We start from the raw sequence: 26,842 nt of genomic DNA, 5'->3' as shown, positions 1-26,842 counted from the left end.
TTTGCAATTGAAATATTTAATGATCAATGGAAATAAAGAAAGAATACCTCCATTTCCACATCATAAAGCTTACATCTACAGAAGTAAGCAATTTTTTTCAGCCAAGAGAATAACTACTCATTTAACGATGGGCAATTTCATTACTTTAAAAGAGCTATATAGTGGATTCAAAAATAAAAGTTCTATTCCACGAGTTCTTTTGGTAGACCCGACCAGCAATTGTAATTTAAAGTGTAAAGGATGCTGGTCTCAAGATTATGAAAGCGGCCATAATATCTCATATGAGAAGTTTGATGACATATTAGACCAGGCTGAAAAATTAGGGATCATGGATTGTTTAATGACTGGCGGTGAACCTTTACTACGGAAAGACGATATCCTGAAATTGTGCAGAAAACATAACAAAATGACATTCGGTGCATTTACTAATGCAACTCTGATAGATGAAAAGCTCGCCGATGCAATGGTTGAACTGGGGAATTTGAATGTTTTTATAAGCATCGAAGGGACAAAAGAAGAAACCGATTTCAGAAGGGGACCGGGTGTTTATGATAAAGCCATCAAGGCAATGGATATTTTGAGGTCCAGAGGTATTGCGTTTGCTTTTTCTGCCTGCTATCATTCCAGGAACTATAAGACCATAGCCAGTGATGAGTTCCTTGATCATATGCGTGAAAAAGGTGCCTGGTTTGGCTGGTTATTCCAATATATACCGGTGGGAAGCGATGCTGATACTTCATTAGTGTGCACGGCCGAGCAAAGAGCATACGTACAGGAAAGGATCAGGGATTATTGCATAAAACATGATTATGTTATCATCGATTTCTGGAACAATGGGCATCTGTCTTTCGGTTGTATTGGTGCAGGAGTTGGTTTTGCTCATATAAATGCCAAGGGTGATGTGGAGCCCTGTGCCTTCTGTCATTACTCGGATTCGAACATATACGAAGTATCTCTTGCTGAAGCCCTCAGGTCTAAATTCTTCACTGCTTTTAGAGACGCTCAGCCGTTCTCACAAAATCCTTTAAGGCCCTGTCCTTTGATAGATAATCCACAGGCTATCATTGATGTGGTCAATGCCGGAGGAGCAAGGTCAACCCATTTAGCTAATCCTGAACCGGCTGAAGCTCTTGCGGAGAAAAGCTTTGAACGGGCCAAAGAGTGGGAAGAGAAGGCAGAAGAGCTATTTAGGAAGATGCCGGAGCATAACCAGAAGAATTTCCCCCGGTTCTTGAAATACTTTGCTTTCAAGAAAGGAATAACCGATGGCAGAAGAAAAAAAGTTTAGTGCCGAAGTTTACTATAAGAGCAGCTCTGTTGAATGGATAGTATTTATCCATGGCTTTGGAGGTAGTGCAAGGACCTGGAAAAAACAGGTCGGTTTCTTTTCAAAGTATTATAACCTGCTTGTCCTGGAAATGCATAAAGGAGAAGTAAATGAGGATCTGGACCTGGAAAAAGTATGTGAGCTTATAAAAAATACCCTGGATCACTATCAGGTAGGGAAAGCTAATTTACTGGGCTTTTCCTTTAGTTCGCTGATATGCTTAAGATTTGCCATGCTGTACCCCGAAAAAGTGAATTCTTTGATTATGGGAGGAGGAATAGTCAGGTTCAATTTGAAGACAAGGAGTTTGCTTTTCCTGGCAATAACATTCAAGAGAGCGATCAATTATATGATACTGTACAGGTTCTTCGCCTATGTCATAATGCCAAAAAGAAACCACAAAAGGTCAAGAGTTATCTTTGTGAATGAAGCAAAGAAATTGGGCTATGATGAGTTTTGTAAATGGCTGGATATAATCCCACAGACAACGAACAGTCTGCCCTGGCTGGATGAATTGGATGATACTATCAAGGTCTTATATGTTTCAGGGAGCCAGGACTATCTTTTTTTAAAGGATACTTTGAAGTACAGTAAGAGAATCCGCAATTCCCATGTAGAAGTAATTGATGATTGCGGGCATGTCTGCTCAATAGAGCAATACGATGAATTCAACAATATTGTTTTTAAGTATTTGAACAAATGGTATGGGATCTGATCTTTCCGAGTCTGTTGAAATTTTCATGAAGCATATCTGGAAAATCTCTGTGAACCCTGTGGATGATGATTAAAGTACGGGTTTTTCAGATGCTTCCTGAATGATATCTTTCTTGATAGAATGATATGATTCATCTGTTACCTTTGTAGAACCTGTGAAAGACCGTATCTTTAGATCAAAGAGGTTGGCGAATTCGTCTACTGTTTTGTGGAACTCTTTTTCGTAGCATAAACCTGTGTCTACCTTTCCTACATTCTTGTAACCGGAATACTCAAAGACCATTCTCATCATTTCGGTGTCATCCGGATTGGGGGCCAGTTTGGCAAGTACCAGCATCTCTCTCCAGTTAGCCGCCTGCATCGGTGTGAGGAAATATGTTCCTTCGCCTCTCTTTTCACCCATAATGGCCTCTGCATAAGCACCTCTGCTCTCAAAGGCGGCACAGATGCAGTCATCCACAATTTCCCCCTGTGAGTCCCTAAGTATTCTCACAGGAATTTCCAGATAGGCAAAGTCATTTTCAAGAGAGTCGAGCACATTGCCACAGAGCCCATAAAAGACCAGGATGCCATCAAATAATTCCCCTCTTGTTTCAATGGCTCTGTAAACCTCCTCTTTGAGTGTCTGAGGATTAGCATCCAGTGCAAATTCCAGCAGATCCAGAACAACTACAAAGTCATCGATTGAATTAATTTTAGGAGGGAACTCCTCAAATGATGCCCTTTCATATTTCACAGATGCTTCATTCAGTTTCTTTTCAATCTCGCTGATATTTTGATTCTCGATAACTATCAGGCGAGTACTCTCATCTTCTTCATCTTCTTCTTCAAATATATGAACAAGCTCATCTTCGAACATCCTGCATGATATCAGATACAACGATGGCATTTCAGGTACTTCCTTTTTAGTTTTTGGGATGCTTTACAGTGAGGTTCACGACCAATTGGCTGGTAATTGGCCAGCACTATCTGAAAAGGCATTTATCTTCTCTCACAACTCCTATATTAAATTCCCCTTCATCCGGCAATCCATAATAGGTTTTGGACCATGAGTAAGCTATTTAACGGAGTAGGCATCAGTTATAATAAGCATACTTAAAGATGGGAGTGTCAGAAATGTCTGTAGAGGCATACATAAATTTTAACGGGAACTGTCGTGAAGCTGTGGAATACTATGCAGAGGTCTTTGGAACAGAAAAACCTCAACTTATGTTATACAAAGATGCGCCTGCAGATGAGGATTTTCCTCTAACGGAAGAGACAAAGGATCTGGTAATGCATACTTCTCTTGATATAGAGGGAAGCACTGTGATGTTTTCCGATATCCCGCCAGATATGCCATTCACCGTGGGGAACAACATCAGCCTTGTAATTAACATTAAAGATACGGCTAAAATAAGGTCAATGTTCAGCAAACTTGAAACGGATGGTACCGTAGGTATGGAACTTCAGGAAACGTTCTGGAGTAAATTATATGGATTCGTAACAGATAAATTCGGAGTTGGCTGGCAGTTTATTTATTACGATGAATAATGAATTGCGAGCATTGGCTTAGGGTTGCTCGGGAAATAGTAAAGACTGTGGGAAATTACGAATTAATACAATACGGTAGCCCCCTTAAAGCACTAGAAGTATTATTAGGGTTTCATGTAGTTCACTATAAATAGCACTAGCTTTATACTTTAATATAACGCGATCTGAATTTACAGTTCATTATCAGGATGTGCACAAGTTGAAGAAATCGCTACTTGATGTGGTGTTTGCATCCGAGAAAAGAAAGGGAGTTCTCCTGCTGTTATGTGACAGGGCAATGGAAATGGAATCTCTCTTCAGTGCTCTTAATACAACAAGACAGGCATTACTTCCGCAGATTAGAATATTGGAAGACCATTATCTTGTTTCTCACCATAAAGACACTTATGAACTGACAAGTATCGGAAAACTGATAGTGGATGAAATGAAACCTTTATTGAGTACAGTAGATGTCCTGGATTTTAACACTAACTTTTGGGGAGAGCGCGATCTGGAATTCATCCCTCCTGAACTGCTGGGCAGAATAAGTGAGCTAGGTCAATATCGTGTCAATGAACCATGCATATCTAACATACACGAGCTCAACAAGGATTTTACAAAAAAGTCTGCTATTTCAAATAAAATGTACGCTGCCACTACTATATTTCATCCTAATTTCATGGAACTGTTTGATTTATGGACAAGTAATGAAACAGAGATCCTAATGGTTATTTCGGAAGAGCTCTTTGACAAGCTTAGAACACAAAATCATAATGATTTCCAGGAATTGCTGGACAATCCCTATATTAAGTTCTACCTTTATAGTAAACCATTCAATTTTGTTTACATTACATTGAATGATTACTGTATTTTGCTGACAATGTTAAAAAAGGACGGCCGGTATGATAACAAAGAGCTGATGTCATATAGCAGTACTGCACTTGAGTGGGGGAAAGAACTGTTTGATCATTACCTGAAGGGTTCAACACCAATAACCGGGATTTGATGAATGTTCAGCACTTTTATTTTTTGATCTGCAGGGACCTCAAACTTGAAGCGGATATGCTTATATAAATTTGGGCACCAAATCTGATTGATCGTAGCGTTATCTAACAAAGTAAATCAGAAATGGAGGTGTGGAATGATAGAAATTATAGAGGGGATGCCGGATAAAGTAGTCGCAGTCAATGCAAGCGGAGTAGTAAAGGAGGAAGACTACGACAAGGTCTTGGTTCCTCTTATTGAGGACAAAAAGGAAAAGTATGGGAAAATTCGTTTTCTCTACCAGCTGGACAAGGATTTTGAGAGATTCACCCGTAAGGCTATGCTGGAAGATGCTAAGGCCGCTACACAACACTTCACATCATTTGAAAAAATAGCAGTTGTCTCTGATGAGGATTGGGTAATCAACGCCATGGAAATATTCAAGTATGTAATTCCCGGCCCGGTGAGGACTTACAGCAATGAAGAGCTTGCTGAAGCAAAGGCCTGGATAAGCGAATAAATCCGTATCATATTCAGGTTGAGTGGAAAACTCTCATTTTCCATTCAACCTGAACTTTTCCCAGAGAAGTTAAAAAACAATATATCGGCCAAGTTTACATCCGGCTAGCTTCGATGTTGGCGAACCAAGGTTTCCTGTCTCCCATCATTGACCAGATGAGAGGTACAGGCCGATGACCCGAAAATTATGTCAGATATTCAGACTTCCATTGGAAATATTTCTTCCAGATATCTTGCGAGGACCTTATCAACATTCGTATCCCTGGCTAATATTTTGCCACATTCCTGAGACTGCATTATATGCTTCGGGAAAAGGTAGACCCAGCCACCTGTTATATCAATGATAGATCGGAGCTTACTTCCTCCGGCCGTTAGAGCGAATTTAAGCTGTGACAGGTCGGACAGGTCTTCGGGGACCATCAGGACGATTGAGCCACTGAAGAAATGGTAGATGAGTTCTTCTTTTATCGTAGGGTCATAAAAGATTGTGGTTTTTGGATCAACAGATGTGTTCGTTTTGATATTATTGAGGACCTTATCGTAAAGGTTGCAGGCTCGGGTAAATGGAGGAATGAACTGTACGACGTCAGAGTCTTTGATGTATGACAAGGAATTTGGGTTTCCGGCGACTGTAGCCTGGATGTCGGAGTCAGTGATGCCGAATATTTCTGTATCCTCCCGGATTTTGATCATGGGGATCGCAAAAGCAAGGGGTTCTTTACTACTCCTGGACGACGGATAGGTTTCAATGTACATGGAAATTGTTGCTTCGATCAGGGCATGTTTTATGGGCGTAGGTAGTTTCATTGAGAAGCCTCCTTCGAACGATAAGTGATCTTTGAATACTGCTTCAGATACGGATAAGTGCACCGGATGATGAGAACAGGTAAAAGGTGTCATGAAGACTGGTCTTCATAACAACCTTCCATTATTTCTGCCCGAATGGCCGCCTCTCGATAAAGATAGCAGGCCCGATATGTGTGATAAGTATCAGTGCCTGGCAGAAAATTAACTATTATTCTACACTGACTGCGTGACTATCCGGTATCGAATGTATTTTGTTTTGAGTCTTCACATCTCTTAATCTGAATCCATGTAATACGGGTGGCAGGGGAGAAGTAGTAAACATTCGCTCTTCATTTTCAGACATGGCTTTTTCTCCTTTTCAATTAAATCTTTCTTGTATTCTCTGTGCCGCTTACTGACAGGCAACCGGCATCTTTATACTAAGTTGATCATATTTATAACTATTGTAATTTTAGGGCTTGCTCATAAAGTGCCTTACTTTGTGGTCAGATTACACATCAACAACTTGTTATGAATTGAACCATACATCTTGACCGATAGTTGTGTAATTGTCGTGCTCATTAAGCACAAAATAATTAAATTGTGCCATCATAGGTAGGAAAGTTTATATTCTCAGAAAATTGTAAATACTGTTTAGGTATTTCATGAATAAATTTATTAAGGCTGTTTTTGGCATTTCCATAATCCTACTTTTAGTGTTGTTCTTGCAGTATATTTTAATATTTGGCAGTTTGATCTTTTTGGGTATTGCAGAAAGTGTGCAGGATAGTATGGATTGGGAATATTATGGAGATGATGTTAAAAGTGACTACATGTACAATCTTGAACTTTATGTATCATCTACCCCTGGCGTTAGGACTACAATTGATAATGTGATCATATACATTCCAGTAGTTTCAGGAAAAGATAATTTGTTAGTAAGTGAATCTTTTATTGCTGATGTGAAACAAGGCAATGTCTATACTGGGAAATGGGATTGTTACTTTGTGGAAACACCTAACGGTACTATGATAGCTGTTGAAAACGTAGAGCCAATCATGGTTAGTGAAAAACGGAATATTGTGCTTGACACTTATTATGGAACGGACTATATTATCGACACTCTTGAACCCATAGAGAATGCTTTAATTCTACCAATTAACTCAGATAATTCTTCAAAATCATTTTCTAACATTTATGTGAAATATGACATTAGTGAAGAAGATGCTAAAGTCAATCTTGTTGTAAGTGTACATGGGACTAATAGCTGGTACAACTCACGTAGACAAGATTCTTACTCGCAACATTGTCACCTTACGCTGATAGGTTCTCAGGACAGCTGGTTTAAAGCAGACAATATCATGTTTGCTGGGGAAGGTAGATATCCAGAGATACGGGAAATTAAAAGTTCGGAATCATAATTCCAGTTCCAAATGCTGAAATTTGATTCACTTTAAGGAATCGATAGCAATATGTGATATTGTTACTCGACTTAATGATTAAATGCATAGTTTATAGTCAAAAGGGCTACTTTGTGGTCAAGAAGCTGAGTTTGTAATCAAAGAGACTTTATGAGCAAGGCCGCAATTTTAGGTATTTGTTTTGATAGTCTCTAATTAGCTCCTGAAACCCTCCCGTTCTAATTTGACGGCGTTCCTTAGTATTTCATGATCCGCATTCGTCTTTTTAACCAGTGTCTTAGATATTCAGACGGTCTTTATCCTTAGCTTCCAATTGTTAAGTTACATTTATAGATTCTTTCATACATGGATTCACACAGGATTTACACGGATCCTATTTTTCGCGGGGCTTTAAGACCCAACGTTTTTGCAGATCTCTGTTGATCCTGTAGGTCTGTGTCTTATATAATAGTTTGAAAAACAGATGGTCTTAATGAAAAAATGAATAGGCTTTAAAATCAAAATTCTAATTGGATAACCTCATTTTGCAAACACACGAGACTAAATATTTATTCCTGCCTCTATTGAGAAAAGCTTACACTACTCTTAACTCTTAAATAAAACAGCTATGCCGTAAGAATCCTTTAAGGCACCATATTAACTATATAAACCGCTTCAAAATATTATAAGTAATAGAAGGCGTATAATTAAATATAGTCCTATCTGAAATTATAATTGCTTTATAGAAGGTCCACAAATGAAGAAACCTTTGCTTGATGTCATATTTGTATCTGAGAAGAGAAAAGGAGTTCTTCTGTTGCTGCAAAGTGGGGCACAGGAAATGGAATATATTCTCAGTGCCCTCAAGACAACCAGGCAATCATTGCTTCCTCAGATAAGGATACTGGAAGAACATCATCTTATTCTACATGAGAATGATACTTATAATCTGACAACGATTGGAAAACTTATAGTTGAAAAGATGACTCCTCTGTTGGATATTCTTGATACTTTTGAGATTGATATTGAGTATTGGGGAAATCACGACTTCAGTTTTATCCCCCCTCACCTTTTAGAAAGGATAAGCGAGATAAGGAACAGTAAGGTCATGGTCCCCACACTCCTTGAAATACATGACCTCTTAAAGGATTTCTATGATACTTCGAGTAAATCGAACTCACTTAATGTAGCTACTATATTTTATCATCCTCAGTTCATTGAACTGTTCGCTGATCTCGTTCAACTTGAGATAGATGTGCATGTTATCGCTTCCCCTGATATGCTTGACTCATCTGTGACCAATGCCAATGAAGTCTTTGCGAAGCTAATTAAAAGTAAGCTCTTTCATATTTCAGTTTATAACAAGGAGATGAAATTCATGTCATTTGCTTACAATGACCTGTATATGAGAATGAGTCCGTTAACAATCACCGGGGAGTATGATTACAAATATCTCATCTCCTTTGATGCAGAAGCAGTTGAATGGGTAAAGGAACTATTTGAATATTACAGGAGAGACTCCATCCCAATAACCGAGCTTTAATAATTTTTTATTGCTGTTAGTTTTCGCAGGTTAACTCTCGAGGGGCAGGTAACTCGGTCCCAATAGCTTGATTTTGGTCCCCCATAATCCAAATATCGCATCTTAAGTGGAAATATCAAACATGTGAGAAACGGCTGAAGATGTGAGACAACAATTGAAGGATACCAAATTTCATACTAAGACCGTAGATTAAAAGGAAAGAAATTATATGAGAAAAGGTAAAAAAGCCTTAAGCTGGAAACACATTCCTGTAATACTTGCTTCTGCATTCCTTTTTTTGTTTATGATATTTGAGACTTCGGGCTTAATAACCTTTGAAAAAATTAATTTACTTGTTGTGGGATCAGGTCCTTTTGCAGCAGCTATAATAATATTCTTTCTCGTTATCGACCTTATTCTCCCAATGCCTTCCACAGTATTAATGACTTTTTCCGGAGCTTATTACGGGGTTTTCATAGGAACATTGATAAACGTCACAGGATCTCTGCTTGCTTCATTGGCAGGATTTGCCATAACAAGGAAACTGGGAAAAACACGACTATTCCTTGACAAAGCAGAAAAACAATCCATGGACGAATGGTTCATAAAGTGGGGAGAAGGAATACTAATCCTTTCAAAAATGATTCCAATAGTGTCTGAGACAATGGCTTGTTTTGCCGGGCTTACAAGAATCTCCTGGAGCAAATTCATTATCCTGAGCTTACTCGGAATAATTCCTGTTTCAGTGTATTATGCTTATGTTGGAAGTACTTCTGATAACTTTTCTGAATGGTTGCTCCCATTGTTTTTTGGGATTGCAATACCTATCATAGTCTGGAGTATACTAAAAAGATCCACGGAAAATCATTGAAATAATGGATAATAAGGACTTGCAGAGATGTCAGTGGAAACCAGGGAAATTGCTTGGCAATTGATTGGTAAAATGAAACTGTTAATTAAAGTGAGTTCGGATATACTATTGAAAAACAGGATTGTGAGTTACTAAGCAGAAGATATTCATCATTCCTTATGCTGAATAGGAAAATAGGGACTCTTTAAAAGGCATTATCTCTCACATTAAAAACATAGGCACCGTGTTAACCACGATGCCTGAATTTTAGAAGAATGTATCTTCTTAAGTTAGAGTAACTTCAGTGGGATCAATTGCTATCCACATCTACATCAGGCACAGTTACATTCTCTGTGTCTACATCAACCTCAGGTTCAGGTACAGTTACATTCTCTGTGTCTATGTCTACATCCGGTATACTTACATTCTCTGTGTCAACATCAACATCTGGCGGTGTCACATTAATATCGCCACCTTCGACATCAACCTCAGGTACAGTTATGTTCTCTGGTGGTGTTACATTGACATCACCACTTTCAATATCGGTCTCTGGCGGTGTTACATTAACATCAACATCACCACCTTCAATGTCAGCCTCTGGCGGTGTCACATTAACATCGCCACCTTCAGTGCATCCGATAGCCATAAACACAGCTGCCAGCACTACAAACAATATTATCAGCTGCTTTCTCACTGATTATAACCCCCTAATAGATTGAATAAGCTCAGCAGATAAGTTATTTTCGATAACAATATTACTTATTAAAAAGTGATTTTATCAGGATCCATACAACACACGTTTTGATGTAATACTTCTTCAAGAGCTTATTTTAAAAGTAATTGACCCATAGCACCATCTCCGCCAAAAACACTTATTTTAACAATATTGTCTGGAAGATATCAATCATAAGTCCCAATAGTTCGTTCCCGTTGATTTTAGCTTATGGTTCTCTTTGTGTTTTTAACTTATTAGCAAGTTCAATGTACTTTTATTGGGCCAGATTTAATAAGTTGGGTTGGTGCTTCAACCAACTAATGCACAAACTATCTAAATGCACCTATGAATGATTTTATGAACTGGATAAATTTTGTGATATATCCCTCTGGCTCATCAATACTTTCAAGATAGTGATCATCAGTGATTTTATGATTTGATATATTTTTATCATCAGTTGTGCTGCCGACATTACTCTGGGACACCACGGAAGTAGCATTGTAATCAAGTTCTACTGTAGTGTTTGTAACGTTACCCTGATTTATATGACCATAATCAAAAAACTCATCACGATTATCTTTTAAAACAGTATATACCCTGACCACACCTGTTTCATTTGGGATGAAATGGAAATATGTGCTACCTTCCCAGTATCTTGTGAACGAACCTGGAAAATCATCATAATAAGGAACTATCATGGTCCCATCCACGATTTCGAGCTCATATGTGATGTTTACCTGCGCTTCGTGTATCAAAAGAGTATTGCCATTGATCTTATAATTCGTCATGTGGGGCTGAACACTAAAACGCGGCGATGGCGAAGGGATAACTATCCCCCATTCAGGATTGTGTCTTGAGTAATTTACTGCATGGTCCACACATACCCAGTCATTTTTATCCTCATTAAGTAAATCCCAGCTGTTCCTGTACGTATCGTAATCAATATCATTCTCACCAGAAACAGCACTTACAGGTACTATCATTAAAAGTAGCACTATTATGATTATTGTTTTTATTTTACCACACTTCCAATGTAGTAATTCTATATGCTTTTTTATAAGTTAAATAAGTAATGAACTTCTAAGTCTGAATTTTCATGTAAGGAAAAGTCGGATATGTGGAACAGATTTCCATAAAGTGAGGAAGTTAACTCCGTTAAAACATAAAAATATTTATTGAAGCTGATTTAATTTCTTATAAATATCAATAGCTCATCATTTAATGTAGTGCTATCTGAAATTACAGTTGATCACTAGGATGTGTGCAAGTGAAAAAAACATTGCTTGATGTGATATTTGCATCAGAGAAGAGGAAAAACACTCTCCTGCTGCTACAGGATAGAGCACAGGATATGGAAAATCTTCTCCTATCTCTTGATACCACAAGACAGGCACTACTTCCTCAGATAAAGGTACTTGAAGAGCATCATCTTGTTACTCACTACAATGATACTTACGAATTAACGGCCATCGGGAAGCTGATAGTTAATAAGATGATCCCGCTTCTAGATATTGTTGAAGTTGCTGACAGTGACATTGATTACTGGGGAACCCACAATCTGGACTTTATTCCTCCGCACTTATATAAAAGACTTAGTGAACTTGGACCTTGCACAGTGGTAACAAATCCTCCTTCGACAGAAGTGTGTGAACCTAGTAAACAAGAAGTAGAAAATGCCAAAAAATCCGCATTCCAGGTTTCTGTCACGACATTTATTTTCCCTGGTTTTCCATCATTACTTGAAGATTTCAAGAAACATGGAGTAAACATGTCTCTGGTGGTCTCCACAGAGCTTCTCGCAAAAATTAACGAGGAACAGAACGAACCTTTGAGGAATCTTCTTGGAAGTAATCTTAACAAAGTATGCCTATATCCAAAAAGAATGGATTTCGTGGCATTCGGATACAATGAAGTTTCCTTTATGATGAGGTTACTCACTAATGAAGGGAATTACGACCACAAATATGTATCTTCCTGTAATCCCACTGCATTAATATGGGCAAAGAACCTGTTCGAGTATTATTTAAAAGATGCCATACCAATAACTGTAGTTTAGTTATTCTTTTTTATTTTAGTCTTTTCATATTATGGCACTAGTGTCGTTTTGTTGAAAATAGAAAGCACGTATAAAAGTATCAACTTATTTAGTAAGTTTAACAAAGAAAATAATTTGAAAACAGGTCTAATTAAAAAGTCGTTTATTTCTACGGGCTGAGTTGATGAATTGCACCCTTGTCCCAGAGACTTATTTCTTAGTATAAGTTACAGTATTAATACAGTATTAAGTATCCTGAGAATCTATTATCTACTATGACACTAAAACAAAAGAAAAAAGATTTTGTCATTATTTAATCTCCCACAAGTGAGAAACTCTGAAAAGAATAGTTTAAAGGTAATTGCAAAGTTGAATGAATAGGGTATCGTGAGAAAGGTGGCAAATATGGGTCATATCAGGGATTATATCAATGATTTTTTTGGATTTATGAAAAAAGCGACAACACCCGTTCAGACGGTAGATTCCATAAGAGAACGTCTGGAAGCTGAAGGTTTCATGGAATTGAAAATGAATGACCTATGGACCTTGAATGAGTCGGGGAAATACTATCTGACCCCATATCCTTCCATGCTGGTGGGCTTTACTGTCGGAAGCGACCAGTTTCCAGCAAAATGGGTGAGGATTATTGCTGCGCATACGGATAATCCCGGATTCAGGGTCAAACCCAATCCAGAGGTGAACAGTGAAAGGTTGCTGACACTGAATGTGGAACGTTACGGCGGCCCTATCCTGAACACATGGTTCGATCGTCCTTTATCCATTGCAGGAAGAATAGCTGTGAAATCGGACGATGTTCTTAAGCCCAAAGTGATCCATCTGGATTTCCAAAGGCCTTTACTTATCATCCCTAATCTGGCCATCCATATGAATCGCGAGGTCAATAAAGGTGTGGAGATCAAGGTTCAAAAAGAAATGCAACCTCTCCTGACCCGGTTGATAGAAGATGAGGTCAGAGATAATTACCTGTTGGATCTGGTTGCGGGGGAAGCCGGGGTCTGCCGTGAAGATATTCTGGACATGGATCTAAGCGTCTATTGTTGCGAAGAAGGTATACTGGTGGGGGCTAGAGAGGAATTTATCTCCTGTCCAAGGATCGACGACCTGTCCATGGTGTATGCTGCTATGGAAGCTCTTGTCGAGTCGAAGCATAAGGACGGGATTAACATGGTGGCATTCATGGACAATGAGGAGATCGGTTCCATGACCCGCCAGGGTGCTGACTCCATGATGCTGCGCACTATTCTGGAGAGAATTCGCATGGGCACGTCGGTGAGGGAACAACCCAACCATCAGGCGATGAACTTCTTTGTGATCTCGGCTGACTGTGCCCATGGATTGCATCCCAATTACAGTGAAAAGAGCGATATCACTAATAAGCCAGTGATGAACAAGGGGATGGCTATCAAGATCAGTTGTAATCGTTCCTATGCATCGGAAGTGGAGACCATTGCAGCTTTTCAGCAGCTGTGTGACAGAGCCGGTTTAAAATATCAAAAGTTCGTGAACCATTCGGACCAACCCGGCGGAACGACCCTGGGTCCTTTGCTTAGCAAATATATGCCTGTTCATGTTGTGGATGTAGGGGTGCCGATGCTGGCAATGCATTCAGCCAGGGAGCTGATGGGCAAACAGGACTTCCTGGACTCCATCGAGATATTCAGGACATTTTTCCAACTGGAGGAATGATGCATATTTTCAAAAGTACGAAAGCAGGCTCTAAAGTAGTATAAGGATCAGAGATGCATAAGAAATATGTTTGAGTGAAATATTCTTAATTGCAATTAGTTTAGAGAATACACTGCAAATGAAGAAATCACTGCTTGATGTGTTGTTTGCATCAGAGAAGAGAACGGAAGTTCTTTTGCTGCTTTAGGATGGAAGCAACAATGTGAATAAGCTAGAAGTTTTACTTTTATTTGTTCAATTTCTTATCCATCAGGCATAATATTTTAACCTTCTTCCGGTATTTGATATCTTCCCGTGAGATACATATTTATACTAAATATTAGTTATTCACTAACTAGTAGTTATAATCTAACTTTGAGTAAATACGCTCAATATAAAACCTGGGCGTTTACTGGACGGTACTGGACGGAAAGCGAACCCCGAGTATCTTGAAAGTGATGTCGAATGAAATGCATTATCTGTAAATTCATAAACAATTGATGGAGTGAATGAAATGGAAATAGAATCTGTGAAATTAGTTTATTTCTCACCGACCGGGACAACAAAAGCGGTTGCTCTGGGCATTGCAGATGGTATTAATCCAGGCACCATGGAATTGATTGATATTACCAGACCAGATGCAAGAAAACAACCATTAATGACCTCGGAAAATGAATTGCTTGTTGTTGCAGTTCCCGTGTATATGGGAAGAGTGCCGGCATTATTAAATGAATGGCTGAATGCAATTCAAGCTCATAATACACCCACGGTTTGTGTTGTGGTTTATGGCAATCGGGTATATGACGACGCATTACTCGAAGTAAAAAACATTGTGATGAAATGTGGATGCATCCCCATTGCCTGTGCAGCATATATCGGGGAACACTCATTCTCAGATCCTAAGACAGCAACAGCACAGGGACGTCCCGATGAAAAGGATTTGAATCATGCAGAAGTACTTGGACGGGAAATACGTAAAAAACTACACTCCATCTCATCAATCTCCCAGATTTCTGATGTGCATGTGCCTGGCACTTATCCTTATGGAGGAGTTACAAAATTATGGATCGTTGATTTCATCGCAGTCAGTGATGAGTGTTCGCAGTGTGGGATATGTGCAGAGAAGTGTCCTGTTGGTGCTGTTGATCCAGAAAATCCCAGTTTGGTCGATAAGGAAAAATGCATTACCTGCTGCGCGTGTATCAAAAACTGCCCGCAAAATGCCAGATCGATGAAGCCGGGAATGGTCAAAGACGCATCAGTGCGCCTTCATACGCTCTATAGCCAACGGAAGGAACCTGAATGTTTTATCTAATGAGTAAGCTTTTAAATTAAATAGAGCTTAGGTGGAATGGATATGGGAATCGCCGATAGAAGACAACGGGAGAAGGAACAGCGAAAGACCGAGATCATTGATGCAGCCGAGCGTCTCTTTTTTTCAAGGAGTTATGAAGATGTTTCAATGGAAGACATCGCCCACGAAGTCGAACTGAACAAAGCTACCATTTATCTGTATTTTAAAAATAAGGAGACTCTTTTTGCAAATATTGTCCTCCGTGGTATCCGGATCCTTAAAGAAAAATACATGGAATGCATGGAGAAACAAGTGCCGGGTGTTGTCAAGGTAGCCCTGATGGGTCAGGCCTATTACCAATATTCACAGGAATATCCCGATTATCTTCGAATTATTCATTTTTACGGCTCTGAGCGTTTTTCCAAAGAGAACCCGTGTACTGCAGAGATTGGAAAGGGATATGGTACCTGCCGCATGATCCTGCGGGATGCGATCCAGGAGGGTATTGATGACGGTACGATCCGGGACGATCTCGATCCATTCCTGATCTCTATGTACCTTATGATATCCTTCATGGGCATCTTGTCAATGGAAAATAAATGGAAACTGGCACTCGAAGCGGAGGGGTTCAGCTATGAGCATTTTGCCCGTGAGTTTTTCCGTTTCATAACTCCTGCTATCTCTTCCGGTGAGAAAACTCACAAAATGGATGTCAAAGATCTCGCATCATTTGGATTCTTTTTAACCGAGCCTGTGGCACCTGAGAAGAGAAAGACAAAGACATCTTAAATTATTAAGATTTCTTAACTATATAATTTTTCCAAATACCTTCTTCTTTGCCGAAATAACTAAATTGACTTTTCACCCTTCTTCAAAGCCTCTACTATGGCTTTCCAGGGAAAAGTTGAAAAAGTTCAATGAGTGAGGAGTATATTGCATTGATACTTGTGATGAGGCAGTATTTGAGGGGTAGAATCATCTCCTTTTCCTTCTGTCTTTGTCACTGTCAGGCTGTATTGACTCTTACCTGTGTGCTCTTAGGGTGGCTTTATAAATGTATGAGTCACAAGTAAAGAAAATCAAGGCACAGTTCAGTATACTTTGTTGACAAATTATGAATACAGGATTGAGTAAAATGAGTGATTTTGAATTAAGCGACATTGAAAAAGAAACCATAGACAAGTGGATTATGTCAAATGTACTCCCACAAAAAACACCAAATAAAAATTACACTAGTTATGCACTTAAAACTTTGTTTGAAGAATCACAAGATGGTTTCTTTATCACAAATAAGCAGTTCAAAGAAGCGATGATCAGATGTAATTTCATACCTGTAAATAAAAATAAATTAAATTGGGATTTCCGGGTCTCCCTGAAATCACCAGAGTTGAAATAATTAAAATTAGATCTTCTGCAAGATATATTAATGAGCCTATGCACTTTCAGAAGTTAAGCTATTTGCTTGAACATATCTTGAATATCGGAGTGATCAGAACTCCGGTCATTCTTTAATTTCGCAGGGCTGGAAAGTTCTAAAAAGGTCATGTGCACTTTTTTAGAAGTCAAAATGTGGGAGAATCAAACAAATATACGCTTTTGTAAACTCCATACTCAATTGTAGTTCCTTTGGCTATGAAGAATAACTATTAAAACTCTACCTGTGGACCAAAACTACCGAATATCTTCAATAGATATCAGCGCATTTCAAATTATTGCTGATTCCCACTCTTGTCTGAACATTAAGGATTTTACAAAAGCTTTATTTTAATTTATATTTAATGTATGAGTAATACAAGAAATATAGTTCGGCATTATTGGTTTACAAGTTATGAACTTCAAGGTCATAACTTATTAACAGTGATACAAATTGTTAAATTCCATACATAGGCCATTAACTAGAAATCTCATTTATCGGCACAGAGTCCTTCAGGTAGTATTCAAACAATTCTTTTCCCCATTCAAGAGCAGTGGGATTATTACACAGAATGTATTGTCCGTCAACCTCATTATTATTTTTTAGTATGCGCATGAGCATATAGTGATCATTAACAATAAGTCCTACAAGGTCCAGTTTGGGAAAAAACGAAATATTAAATGATTTACCCTTAATCATTTCTTCCAGAAAAGGATAGTAGTTTTTCTGCAAATGCTCAAGAACATCTTTGGAGAATATGGCATTTACCTTTACATTTTTATTGGCCATTTCAGAGAAGATTGCTGGGTAATCCGGGTGAAAAGATGCAGCGATCATACTGACAGAATCCGAATTATAGCACGAATCAGTTATCTTATCATTGAGTTCATATATTTGTGTAATGGATGGATTTACTATTGTGCACTCCTCTAACTCACTAATCCTTTTAAATAGATGAGGTGGAATGAAATCAAGATTCCGATTCCCCCAGTAATCAATATCACTCTCAAGAGTCTCAACTGTATTTAGTAAAGGAGCTATCTCATCAACAATAAGTTTCCCAATAGTTGTCAGTTCGTAAGTATCATCGTAGTGATCAACAAGATAATGCTCTTCCAGCACTTTCATCTGAGGAAGCAGTGCCTGTCTGGTTGTATCAAGAGATCTAAGGATCTCTTCCATCTCCATTCTCCCATTCTTTAGTAGCAAGAGAACTCCCTTTCTCTTCCCCGACATGACTAGAACATCGCACAGCGGTTTATGCATTTACAATCTATCCCCCAAAATTATGTTCCTTATAATGAAACATTTGCCTAATATAATTTTTGGTTGTTCTATCTGACTAAATCATATTGCATATAATCAATGAATGTTCTAATTCTTAAAATTTTAAGAGCTAAACCTTTAGTCCCTCATATTTATAATTTGCTATATGCATAAGCTAATTGAAAAAAGCAATGTGTCAAATGGTAATACATAATATCTTCCTCATCTTCTTCATTTTTAAGTTAAACTCTCCTTCCCTCTCCTATCTTTCATTTGTTTTAGTGTATTCCTGTGCTTAATCCCAATGTTCCTGGCTTCAGCATGAGTTAAATTAAAATATACTCTCACAACTTTGAAATGTCATATAGGTTTCAACTCTAGTACTCTTAGTTCCTGCATGAGATGAACCCAAGTAAAGACGGTCTAGGGTATGATCTGCAAGAGCCTTTCAGGTTTCTTGTTGCTTCCAGACAACAGAAGAGAATGGAAAAGTTGTAAAGCCCTTAGCACCTTACACAAGCGATTATCAAACGATAGTACATGAACCTTTTATTAATCGTGAAACTGGTGAAATGGAACAAGGTTCGTAGTATTACAAACAATTGAGCAGGACAATAATAGAGTATGCTAATCATCCTGAATCCAAATTTGATGGTGATATTGGCGTATTGGAAAGAAAGCATATTGTTGCTGATTCTGTTATTTATATCGGCAAAGAAGCCAATAATATTGATGAGCAGGCTCTTGATGTAAAGAAGGCTCAGGAGTTTATTAATGAAAAAGCAGTGTATGATTTCATCCTGAATCTAACTCCTGAAAGAGCGAGACAACTCGGAATCAAGCATAGGAGTGCGTTGGCTTATTTGAAGAAAAAAGCAAAGGAAGAAGATTTGAATTTTGAGAGCAGGAATGTGAAAAAATTGTTACAACTTTGAGTTAATATTAATTAATTAACTCGTTCTAGCTTTATATTACAATCATCATCAAATTGATAATAATCATAAGCTTTCCAATCTCGTTTTGATTTCATGGTCAATAAAAACTTACTTTTTTGTATTTTTTGTTTCCTTTTAAGCTTATAAGTTAAATCAACAAACATAGGGTATTTAAAATTCTTTCTAAGCCTAATAAAGTCGAATGGACGCCAATAAGTTACATTCTCACCATAATAATTTTCTTGTTCTTCAGGAATCTCTTCATGCATTAAGGAAATTAAGTCTGATTCCACTAGCAGATTCCCCAAATCTTCAGTAATCTTATCATTAAGGTTATAAGATTCCGAGGCATCTAAGCTATTTAATGTATAAGTTCCAATTGTTTTGTTTTCTCCACCAATATTGGCACTAACAAAAATATCTATGTCGGTAACATTAAATATTCCTTTATTTTTTATTTCAAAAAATCCTTTTTCAATTCCATAGAATGACCAATTGACTTCTAATATTTTATTTGATTTCAAATCAGATTCAATTATTCTCTTAACATCATCTTTTATTTTAGTGATCGGTTGAGCCTTTATTTCATGATTTTTTTGACATTTTGGACTACTTAAATGCGTGTCTTCTACAAAAGTTGATTCTAACCGATGTGAAATATCACAATCGCATTCTTTACAAAAAGGACCTTTTAAGGATATTATTCTATTTTTTAAAATTATTACTTTCCAAAGTAACCCAAATCTAGTCATATCATACTGTTTTTTGGATATAAAACTTGTAATTAAAAAACTAACTAGAGCTAATGCTATAGTAAATACAATTCCCTGCCAAATCTGAATTTGAAATATAAGCAACTTGTAAATAGTTTCTCTAAGCCAATAGACAATCGGTAAACTAATTACTAAAATAATTAGTTTTATATGGTCTTTTGCTAGATCAAACATTACATCTTTTGTGATGTTTTTTAGAAAATTTATTGTTTTATTAATCAATGTATGTTCTAAGAGTTATTTGAACACACTACATATATCTTTTTTGTATTAATTTAGAAATGTAATAGCGTACAAAAAAACAGAGTTAACTATATCCCAAAAACAAGATGCGGGGATATATACAACGATAAAAAAGTGTACGCTAATTTTCTAAGAAAATCATTTTGAATATTTTTTCAAAGGGTTTCACACATAAAAGTATAACAATACTCTAAACTCATGATAAAAAGGTTAAGTTAAATTTTTTAAAATTTCGACTACTTCAGCTTCTCACATACTAACTCACTGAAATATGAAATAGTTGTATAAAAACTTACAAAAATTTCTACTAAGACAAAAAACTATATGCAAATGTTAAATGGTAATAATAAAACTTGACAAAAGTTTATATATATTAATTTAAGATGTTTGTGTGATAATATATGGAACCCTTATTTGATATCAATAAAACAGGACCGATGTTTAAGGTCAACCCAATCGATGCCAAGCCGTTCATCAACACTGAACAGACTAGAAAATCAAATGGCATCCGCGCTACCATCCCCACCATCTGTATGCATTGCCGTTTTTTTGTTCCTATAGAATATAGTGATACTAATAAACATGAGGGGGAATGCCGTAGATATCCACCGGTCGGGGGACAGTTGTTAGTCACCGATGATTATGGTTGTGGGGAATTCTATCCAAGACCTTTATAACTTACCTTTCTTTTTTACACCGGAAGAATCCCCCTACTCCTAATGTTTCAGGGATCTAGATACCTCCATTTTTATGTGGTCTCGATGCAAAATCATTAAAAGCATCTAATAAAAAAGTGTATGCACTTAAAATACATAATTCAATAATGTAATAAGAACGGTTTACTTTCGTAGAAAAAACAGATTTGTTTTTATAGAGTGGTAGTCATTTAGGTTGCATGGGTAAAATTTTCCTTTTGTCAATTGGAATCAACGATTATCCTCACTTTAGGAACTTAGATTTTTGTGTAGCTGACGCTGAATTAATTTATAGCAATTACTCACAGTTTAACTGCGAATTTAAAAAATTGCTTATCAATGAAAATGCTTCAAAAGAATTAATTTTAAAAAACATTCACGAAATCAGGGAAAGGATTAGAGACGAGGATTACTTTATACTTAGCTTTGCAGGCCATGGATTTGCAAAATCTACTGATCACGAAGAAATAAATTCGAAAAACAGTTTTATATGTCCTTACAATTTTGATCCTACATCTAAGGTGGAAATAACTTCTATAAGCCTTTTTGATCTCAATGAGGAAATAAATTCACTTGAAGCTAAATCTAAATTGGTCTTTTTTGATGCATGCCACAGTGGAGGTGCTTTAAGAGAAATATCAGATGAATTCAATTTGCGAGACCTCAAAGTTGATGATTTGTTTGAAATAGTAGGAGAGAATGAAGGCACTTGTATCTTTGCAGCATGTGATTCTCATGAAAGCGCATTAGAGTACAGAGATTTAGGACATGGTATTTTTACGCATAGTTTAATTGAAAGCCTTAAAGAATTAGGGTTACATGAGCGCTCTTCCCCATATGAAGAAGTATATGGTTTAGTTTCGACTAAAGTAAGAACAGTTACTGATAATCAGCAAAATCCTAAAGTTAGCTCTAGTGATCAAGAGTTTAAAGTCATAACATTACCAGATTCTGAAGACTTTACACCAGATGAAATACAAATTGATACGACTATTGTTCCAACTTCTAGTTTAGCTAAAAATTATGAGTATATAAGTCCAGCAAAACTTACATCGATAGAACGAAATATAATTCAATTAATAAGTGAAGACCGATTCATAGAACTTGATAAATCCTTCAAGTCATTCATTAGTTTACTCTACAAAAGATTGCTCATTCCTGATGTAGAATATTCCGCTAAAACAGAAAATGCAATACCATATTATGAGTCTTGTAGGGAATACCTAAAACCTTTACTTTTAATATCTGATTATGATATTAGTTATTACAATTCTAGATGTTTAATGAACAATTTGGATTATATACTTGATTTTAAGAAACTCTGCCGTGGGAAGAGTGGAACCACAGCAATAATTGAAATTCCCTTACACATACTAGCAGAATATCTTTTTTCTATAATAGCAACAGCATATAGTAAAAAGGATGTCAATCTGCTAAAGAAAATAATTAATCACCAACTTGATTATCACGGGCTAACTGCACCTATAATTTATCACATTAATTTTTGGTCACTCTATATGTTTCCGAATGTAGATGAATTCCTTAACTATATTTATGAACCAGAATGGATTAACCAAGATGTTTTCAATAGAAAAGATATAGAAGACATGAATGAGATTTGTTTCCTGTTTGATTGTCATTCATCCACAGATTCCTACTATCATTTTTACCCAACATATTTTACATTTAATGATTTTGACGTACTTGATAGAGTTATCTCAAAATTAGAAAGTGGTGAACTGAATGGATTTATTACAAGTTTATTTGAAATACCAGCAAATGAGTTTGTAAAAATTATAATTCAAAGGTTGAACAATCTGGCAACTCACTACAGGGGAAGTCGTTATTTCCGTTTAGAAAGTATTTTCCATAAAGCGATTGAAAGATTGAATAAAATAGCTCCACAATAACGAAAAGTTATTCAAATTGACTACATATAACAGAGTTAGGTTAAGTTCTCTCCTAACTCATGTGTGTTTTATTTCTTTATTTAGCTGAAATCTGCATGTGGACATTCTTCAGGATTATAATCCCATCTACAGTTTTCAAAATACTTGCAGCCTTCACATATACCTTCCAAGAATTCTAATGTTTCACCCATTTTTATCACTTACTCTTTTTTGTTAGTATTGCCTATTATTCTTTTACGTATTTATATATTACTTTCTAATAAAGGAAAGATGAAAAATTAAGAGTACATGGCTTTTAGCACCTTCTTCATCTCCTTGGTACTCATATTAAAGTCACCTTCTCTTACCCTATCCTTCAATTGCTTCAATGAACTCCTGTGCTTAATCCCTATTTCTCTAGCTTCAGCAGGACTTAAGTTGAGTACAAATTCCCTAATATCCTCAATTATGGGATAAATATCAATATGAATACCATCCAACTCCTGCATCTCAATCTTATTGGCTTCTTTGCCCACATACACGCATCCTGTGGGCTTTAGATGTCTTCTTTGTAGAACACCAATATCACCTTCAAATTTGGCTTCTGGATGGTTTATGTAGCTAAGAAACACGTCAGCTAACGGCTTCCAGAGGTGCCTCCCCTGACAAATATCTCCTGTATAAGAGTCTATACACTTTTTCTCGACTACTACCTGAGGGTTTTTGTTAAAAGGAGCAATGGGTTTTATGTTCTCTCCTTTCTCATTGACTGTTGCACCACTTCCAACAAGCATGAAATTGAAAGGTTTGATTTGTTCAGAAAATTCCTTGCCTTCGTTCATTTTCTTGAAGCGTAATAGAACATTTCCAGTTGATACAGTAAAAATGGAGATAACTGCATAATTGTCGTAAGTCTCCAATACATCAATTAACTCTTCAGGATGGAAATGAACTTTGAGAATGTCATCCCATAATCTTTTGTGCCAATGTTCTCCTTCCTTCAATTCAAGACTAAAAGGATTTGTGATATGTCCTAAACCATGTAGTTTATAGAAGAGTTTCTTTCCTTCGGGAATAACGATTTTATTTCCTTCTTTTCTAAACAAACAGTACCTTTTGGAACTGATACCATAGAACCAGATGTGTTCCATTCCATCCTCTATTTCCAGAATTGGCTTATCAAAGTCATAAGGATTAAGTGAATCAAAGAGGTGGCTCAATTCCTCTGCAAGATGTGGAGGAACAAAAATTGAATCTGTATCCATATATGCATGAACTTCCCCTTTATCCATCACATACCTTTCAGCAATAGCAATTAACAAACGTGATCCTGCTGTAATGCATGCACCGATTATCGGATTGAAAAACGCTGCTGTTTCTTCAAATATCCCTTTTGTCTCATAATCAATATTGCTATATGCAGTCAAATCTTCCTCATCTTTTGGATGCATTTCAATGTAAATACCGTATGTAGTTGCATTATTAAGAATTTTAACTGCCTTTTGCTGTGCATCAAGAACATCATATTCATGTGAGTCTCTAGGAAGTGATTTCATTTTTTGTTTAATCTCTTGCCTGCGTTCAACAAGGACTTTGATAAGATTATCTTCTTTTGGATTTACATGAACTCCATAGACCTCTGTTTCCTTGAGATCCTCCTGAATGCCTTCTGAAATGAACCTAATAGCCTTCTTGATTTTTGGAGATTTGCCTGTAAGCAACTTTGAGGCTAAAACATCGGGTAGGAAGTAAAACAGTCTTTTGTCCCATGTTATTTTATTAACTCCAATATTGAAGGTCGCATCCTTTTCACTATACTTTGACCTAACTGGAAAAATGTCTTCTTCAGGCTCAATTTCAACAAGGACAACTAAATCCTTCCATATATCAGGATTTAGTGCATCTTCTAAAGTGAATGACTCTATCAATCTACGAACATTTTCTGTATCATCGGTGTATTGTATACTTTTTGCGACAACAAATTTCCAGAGATCAAGAAGTAGTGTTACAGTTGGGTACATACTGAAAAAGTCAAGTACTGTAACCTTTGTAGGTGTTTTTCTTATCCTGCATTCACATCGCCCTCCATAGTATCCACTCATTATTTTTCCAAGAACCTCTGGAGGAAAATCGGGATTTTGATCCATGAAAGGTGTGATATTGCATTGTTTGAGGGCTTGTTTTCCAAGAGAAGCAGCAGAGTAGACATCAGTCATTGAAATATTTAACTGGTATCTTTCATATTCCTGCCTTACTTTTTTGAATACCTCATAAGTGGATTTTACATCTGTAATGTTATAAGCAATATATTTTGGAGTGATCACACCGTGCTTCTTTGTTTTTTGCTTCTTTATTGGTGTATCAAATATGTCACATGCCTTTTCAAGAGTAAGAGATTTGCTATCTGTCAAAATGCATGCTAGATTACAGATATCCAGAAAATGACCTTTGAACGTCCTCTCCTTCCTGTACTTACCCTTCGCTCTTGTAAACTCGACATTGTATGATCTCCCTGTAAGATGTTTTATGCGTATTCTAGGGTATGTTGTATCCTCAGTGAGCAAAAAAGAAAAACCGTCTTTGCCTGAGTACCTTCCATGACCATAATCAAGAATGATTCTTGAGAGATCAAAATTGAGATTGAATCCAATACAGAGAGCTTTTCTTTCATAGACTTCCAGATAGAATATCGTGATAAACTGCTTAAGAGAAAACAAGCGTATGTTATGCTTTTTAGAGAATTTTTCTAGTATCTTGTATTCTTTCTCTGAAACATGTCTCTCATCCCAGAAGAGGCCACCATAATGAAAAACATCATTCTCATGTACATCAAAGTAACCAAATTTTAAGTTAAGATATTCATCAGCCGTTGTTTCTGTATCAAAAGTAAAAACTCTAGTAAATTCAGGAACTTCCTTCTCATATCTAAAGTTAGTCTTCTTTTTCTTGTTACTTTCTTTTTTCGTAGGGTATATTCGCAAAGCTACTTTATTCATTCAATTCCCTCATAACTTCGTTTTAAAAGATCAATTTCAACTTCATCCATACGTTTTCTTAATGCTGCGTGTGTAAGCAAAATGTAGTTTAGTCTCTTCTCTAAAGGTAATTTACTTGACCTAAACTTGGGTGGCAGTTCATTCTGAAAATGCGTTACAGCAGCATGACAGTTCAGACACAGAACCCTTGTTTCATTCGAAAAGGCTCTTGTAGAAATATGGTGATTTTCGTAGATTTTCAGTGCATAAGGGTTGGTTTCTCCACAAATTTCACAGATACCATTTTTAACAAGCTGTTCATCCTTAGCTTGCTGTTTTATCTGTAAAATGAAATCTTCGTTGGACAAACCTAACCCTCAATTATCAAAAAGTTCAGATTCTGTTGTCGTATACTGGCAATGATTCAGAATCTTCTATCTGTTCCTTAAGCTCGTATAGCTTGTCAAGATCAGTCTCAAGTGGATATTCTTTACCATCTACTCCCTTTATCCTGACATCTTTGAAAGGTTCAAGTAGAGTTTTATTTGTTTTATTCAGAGCAATCCTGACAACATTCAGATATCTGCTGATAAGAGATCCATCCCTTGAGCTATTGACTACAACACTGATTCTTTTACCATTCGAGAAAATCCATCTATTCCTTTCAATGCTGTCTGTTTTTGTGGCAACCCACTTGCCACTCTTTTTAAAGACAGCATTACCAAGGTGTCTGAGAGCATCCTTTACACTGATTCCTTGCTCCTTTGCAGCTAAAGTGAAGTTCTTTCCTTTCCTTAGATTGCTTAAAGCTAAAAGGGCTCTCGTTCTCATGTCGGCTTCTTCAGGAGAAAGCATAGCGTACGCTTTCAGAGCTGGAGATACATCCGATACCCTGATTTTGCGAAGAGTGTTGAGTGTAGCTGAAGGGTTGAGCTTGTGTTTCCTGATGATCTCTTTTGCATACCTGGTATCTCTTGGCATAGATTTGAGCCATTCACCATAGGTCCTATACTCCTTAGAGAATCTTGGTCTGCTCATCTCTCCTCCTCCCAGAGCTTCATCAAGGCAATTCTTACAACTTCAGCTTGGGAACATCCAAAGAAGTCCGACATCAATTCGAGTTTCTCCCTGTAATAGGGAGATAATGTTATTGTTAAGCGGTTTATTGGTGACATTTTTCTCATCAATACCTAAAATAACCGCATGGTTTATATTCAAATTTGACCTATAATATGACATCTAATTTGATGTTATTTGTCATATAATTAAGAAAAAAATAATGACTATTTAGATGTATTTGGCTTATAT

General features: G+C 36.9%; 25 protein-coding genes. 15 read left to right on the top strand and 10 right to left on the bottom strand.

Features of this window, described 5'->3' with window-relative positions; genetic code table 11:
* Nucleotides 1–19 precede the first annotated feature (19 nt).
* Both QZZ22_RS09605 and QZZ22_RS09600 read left to right on the top strand, forming a co-directional pair.
* A complete protein-coding gene (locus tag QZZ22_RS09605; RefSeq protein ID WP_342765103.1) occupies nucleotides 20–1,288 on the top strand; it encodes a radical SAM protein in 1,269 nt (422 codons plus the stop codon).
* A complete protein-coding gene (locus tag QZZ22_RS09600; protein WP_292464349.1) occupies nucleotides 1,266–2,042 on the top strand; it encodes an alpha/beta hydrolase in 777 nt (258 codons plus the stop codon). Before QZZ22_RS09605 ends, QZZ22_RS09600 begins: the two co-directional genes overlap by 23 nt.
* Nucleotides 2,043–2,111: 69 nt before the next feature.
* Here the strand turns inward: QZZ22_RS09600 and QZZ22_RS09595 are convergent, their stop codons facing one another.
* The gene (locus tag QZZ22_RS09595) at nucleotides 2,112–2,930 is read right to left on the bottom strand and encodes a DUF1638 domain-containing protein (RefSeq protein ID WP_292464348.1); all 819 of its coding nucleotides are present in this window, start codon (nucleotides 2,928–2,930) and stop codon (nucleotides 2,112–2,114) included.
* A gap of 227 nt (nucleotides 2,931–3,157) precedes the next feature.
* Between QZZ22_RS09595 and QZZ22_RS09590 the strand changes: the two genes are divergently transcribed.
* From QZZ22_RS09590 to QZZ22_RS09580, 3 genes are all read left to right on the top strand, one after another.
* On the top strand, nucleotides 3,158–3,574 hold the full coding sequence (locus tag QZZ22_RS09590) for a VOC family protein (protein WP_292464347.1): 417 nt from the start codon (nucleotides 3,158–3,160) through the stop codon (nucleotides 3,572–3,574).
* A 199-nt stretch (nucleotides 3,575–3,773) separates the two neighbouring features.
* Nucleotides 3,774–4,559, top strand: a complete 786-nt coding sequence (locus QZZ22_RS09585; RefSeq protein WP_292464346.1) for a winged helix-turn-helix domain-containing protein — start codon at nucleotides 3,774–3,776, stop codon at nucleotides 4,557–4,559.
* Between the two features lie 135 nt (nucleotides 4,560–4,694).
* A complete protein-coding gene (locus QZZ22_RS09580; RefSeq protein WP_292464345.1) occupies nucleotides 4,695–5,057 on the top strand; it encodes an STAS/SEC14 domain-containing protein in 363 nt (120 codons plus the stop codon).
* Nucleotides 5,058–5,254: 197 nt separating this feature from the next.
* Here QZZ22_RS09580 and QZZ22_RS09575 read toward each other — a convergent pair whose 3' ends face one another.
* Entirely contained in the window at nucleotides 5,255–5,863 is a 609-nt protein-coding gene (locus QZZ22_RS09575; protein ID WP_292464343.1) for a hypothetical protein, read from the bottom strand.
* 644 nt (nucleotides 5,864–6,507) lie between these two features.
* Here QZZ22_RS09575 and QZZ22_RS09570 point away from each other — a divergent pair.
* The 3 genes from QZZ22_RS09570 to QZZ22_RS09560 all read left to right on the top strand — a co-directional run bounded on the left by QZZ22_RS09570 (nucleotide 6,508) and on the right by QZZ22_RS09560 (nucleotide 9,635).
* Entirely contained in the window at nucleotides 6,508–7,263 is a 756-nt protein-coding gene (locus QZZ22_RS09570; protein ID WP_292464342.1) for a hypothetical protein, read from the top strand.
* A 736-nt stretch (nucleotides 7,264–7,999) separates the two neighbouring features.
* Nucleotides 8,000–8,785, top strand: a complete 786-nt coding sequence (locus QZZ22_RS09565; protein ID WP_292464341.1) for a winged helix-turn-helix domain-containing protein — start codon at nucleotides 8,000–8,002, stop codon at nucleotides 8,783–8,785.
* Nucleotides 8,786–8,993: 208 nt separating this feature from the next.
* On the top strand, nucleotides 8,994–9,635 hold the full coding sequence (locus tag QZZ22_RS09560; RefSeq protein WP_292464340.1) for a VTT domain-containing protein: 642 nt from the start codon (nucleotides 8,994–8,996) through the stop codon (nucleotides 9,633–9,635).
* A 289-nt stretch (nucleotides 9,636–9,924) separates the two neighbouring features.
* Here the strand turns inward: QZZ22_RS09560 and QZZ22_RS09555 are convergent, their stop codons facing one another.
* Together QZZ22_RS09555 and QZZ22_RS09550 are read right to left on the bottom strand one after the other, a co-directional pair.
* Nucleotides 9,925–10,308 (bottom strand): hypothetical protein, encoded by a 384-nt coding sequence (locus tag QZZ22_RS09555; protein WP_292464339.1) that lies wholly within the window; start codon nucleotides 10,306–10,308, stop codon nucleotides 9,925–9,927.
* A 350-nt stretch (nucleotides 10,309–10,658) separates the two neighbouring features.
* Nucleotides 10,659–11,312, bottom strand: a complete 654-nt coding sequence (locus QZZ22_RS09550; protein WP_292464337.1) for a hypothetical protein — start codon at nucleotides 11,310–11,312, stop codon at nucleotides 10,659–10,661.
* Between the two features lie 284 nt (nucleotides 11,313–11,596).
* Here QZZ22_RS09550 and QZZ22_RS09545 point away from each other — a divergent pair, with 284 nt between their 5' ends.
* The 5 genes from QZZ22_RS09545 to QZZ22_RS09525 all read left to right on the top strand — a co-directional run bounded on the left by QZZ22_RS09545 (nucleotide 11,597) and on the right by QZZ22_RS09525 (nucleotide 16,740).
* Complete coding sequence (locus tag QZZ22_RS09545; RefSeq protein ID WP_292464336.1) at nucleotides 11,597–12,385, top strand: winged helix-turn-helix domain-containing protein; 789 nt, start codon at nucleotides 11,597–11,599, stop codon at nucleotides 12,383–12,385.
* 384 nt (nucleotides 12,386–12,769) lie between these two features.
* A complete protein-coding gene (locus tag QZZ22_RS09540; RefSeq protein WP_292464334.1) occupies nucleotides 12,770–14,071 on the top strand; it encodes a M18 family aminopeptidase in 1,302 nt (433 codons plus the stop codon).
* Nucleotides 14,072–14,564: 493 nt separating this feature from the next.
* A complete protein-coding gene (locus QZZ22_RS09535) occupies nucleotides 14,565–15,365 on the top strand; it encodes an EFR1 family ferrodoxin (RefSeq protein ID WP_292464333.1) in 801 nt (266 codons plus the stop codon).
* A gap of 42 nt (nucleotides 15,366–15,407) precedes the next feature.
* Nucleotides 15,408–16,133, top strand: coding sequence for a TetR/AcrR family transcriptional regulator (locus tag QZZ22_RS09530; RefSeq protein WP_292464332.1), 726 nt, complete (start codon nucleotides 15,408–15,410; stop codon nucleotides 16,131–16,133).
* 346 nt (nucleotides 16,134–16,479) lie between these two features.
* A complete protein-coding gene (locus QZZ22_RS09525; protein WP_292464330.1) occupies nucleotides 16,480–16,740 on the top strand; it encodes a hypothetical protein in 261 nt (86 codons plus the stop codon).
* A gap of 495 nt (nucleotides 16,741–17,235) precedes the next feature.
* Here QZZ22_RS09525 and QZZ22_RS09520 read toward each other — a convergent pair whose 3' ends face one another.
* Nucleotides 17,236–17,940 (bottom strand): winged helix-turn-helix domain-containing protein, encoded by a 705-nt coding sequence (locus QZZ22_RS09520; protein ID WP_292464329.1) that lies wholly within the window; start codon nucleotides 17,938–17,940, stop codon nucleotides 17,236–17,238.
* A gap of 686 nt (nucleotides 17,941–18,626) precedes the next feature.
* On the opposite strand from QZZ22_RS09520, the gene QZZ22_RS09515 reads away from it, so the two are divergent.
* Entirely contained in the window at nucleotides 18,627–18,959 is a 333-nt protein-coding gene (locus QZZ22_RS09515) for a hypothetical protein (RefSeq protein ID WP_292464328.1), read from the top strand.
* An 11-nt stretch (nucleotides 18,960–18,970) separates the two neighbouring features.
* Here the strand turns inward: QZZ22_RS09515 and QZZ22_RS09510 are convergent, their stop codons facing one another.
* Nucleotides 18,971–19,906 carry a hypothetical protein gene (locus QZZ22_RS09510; protein WP_292464327.1) on the bottom strand — a complete coding sequence of 312 codons (936 nt, stop codon included), beginning with the start codon at nucleotides 19,904–19,906 and terminating at the stop codon, nucleotides 18,971–18,973.
* Nucleotides 19,907–20,870: 964 nt separating this feature from the next.
* Between QZZ22_RS09510 and QZZ22_RS09505 the strand changes: the two genes are divergently transcribed.
* Entirely contained in the window at nucleotides 20,871–22,580 is a 1,710-nt protein-coding gene (locus QZZ22_RS09505) for a caspase family protein (protein ID WP_292464326.1), read from the top strand.
* Nucleotides 22,581–22,858: 278 nt separating this feature from the next.
* Here the strand turns inward: QZZ22_RS09505 and QZZ22_RS09500 are convergent, their stop codons facing one another.
* Genes QZZ22_RS09500 through QZZ22_RS09485 form a run of 4 tightly spaced genes read right to left on the bottom strand, consistent with a single transcriptional unit; the run spans nucleotide 22,859 to nucleotide 26,718 of the window.
* Nucleotides 22,859–25,555 carry a DNA polymerase gene (locus QZZ22_RS09500; protein WP_292464325.1) on the bottom strand — a complete coding sequence of 899 codons (2,697 nt, stop codon included), beginning with the start codon at nucleotides 25,553–25,555 and terminating at the stop codon, nucleotides 22,859–22,861.
* The gene (locus tag QZZ22_RS09495) at nucleotides 25,552–25,902 is read right to left on the bottom strand and encodes a hypothetical protein (protein ID WP_292464323.1); all 351 of its coding nucleotides are present in this window, start codon (nucleotides 25,900–25,902) and stop codon (nucleotides 25,552–25,554) included. The genes QZZ22_RS09500 and QZZ22_RS09495 overlap by 4 nt, the downstream gene beginning before the upstream one ends.
* 25 nt (nucleotides 25,903–25,927) lie before the next feature.
* Nucleotides 25,928–26,572, bottom strand: coding sequence for a ubiquitin-like domain-containing protein (locus QZZ22_RS09490; protein ID WP_292464322.1), 645 nt, complete (start codon nucleotides 26,570–26,572; stop codon nucleotides 25,928–25,930).
* Nucleotides 26,569–26,718 (bottom strand): hypothetical protein, encoded by a 150-nt coding sequence (locus QZZ22_RS09485; RefSeq protein WP_292464321.1) that lies wholly within the window; start codon nucleotides 26,716–26,718, stop codon nucleotides 26,569–26,571. Before QZZ22_RS09485 ends, QZZ22_RS09490 begins: the two co-directional genes overlap by 4 nt.
* Nucleotides 26,719–26,842 lie beyond the last annotated feature (124 nt).

Source organism: Methanolobus sp. (assembly GCF_016278365.1).
Classification (GTDB): domain Archaea; phylum Halobacteriota; class Methanosarcinia; order Methanosarcinales; family Methanosarcinaceae; genus Methanolobus.
The sequence above is the reverse complement of the archived record's forward strand: the minus strand, read 5'-3'. Positions and strand labels throughout refer to the sequence as shown.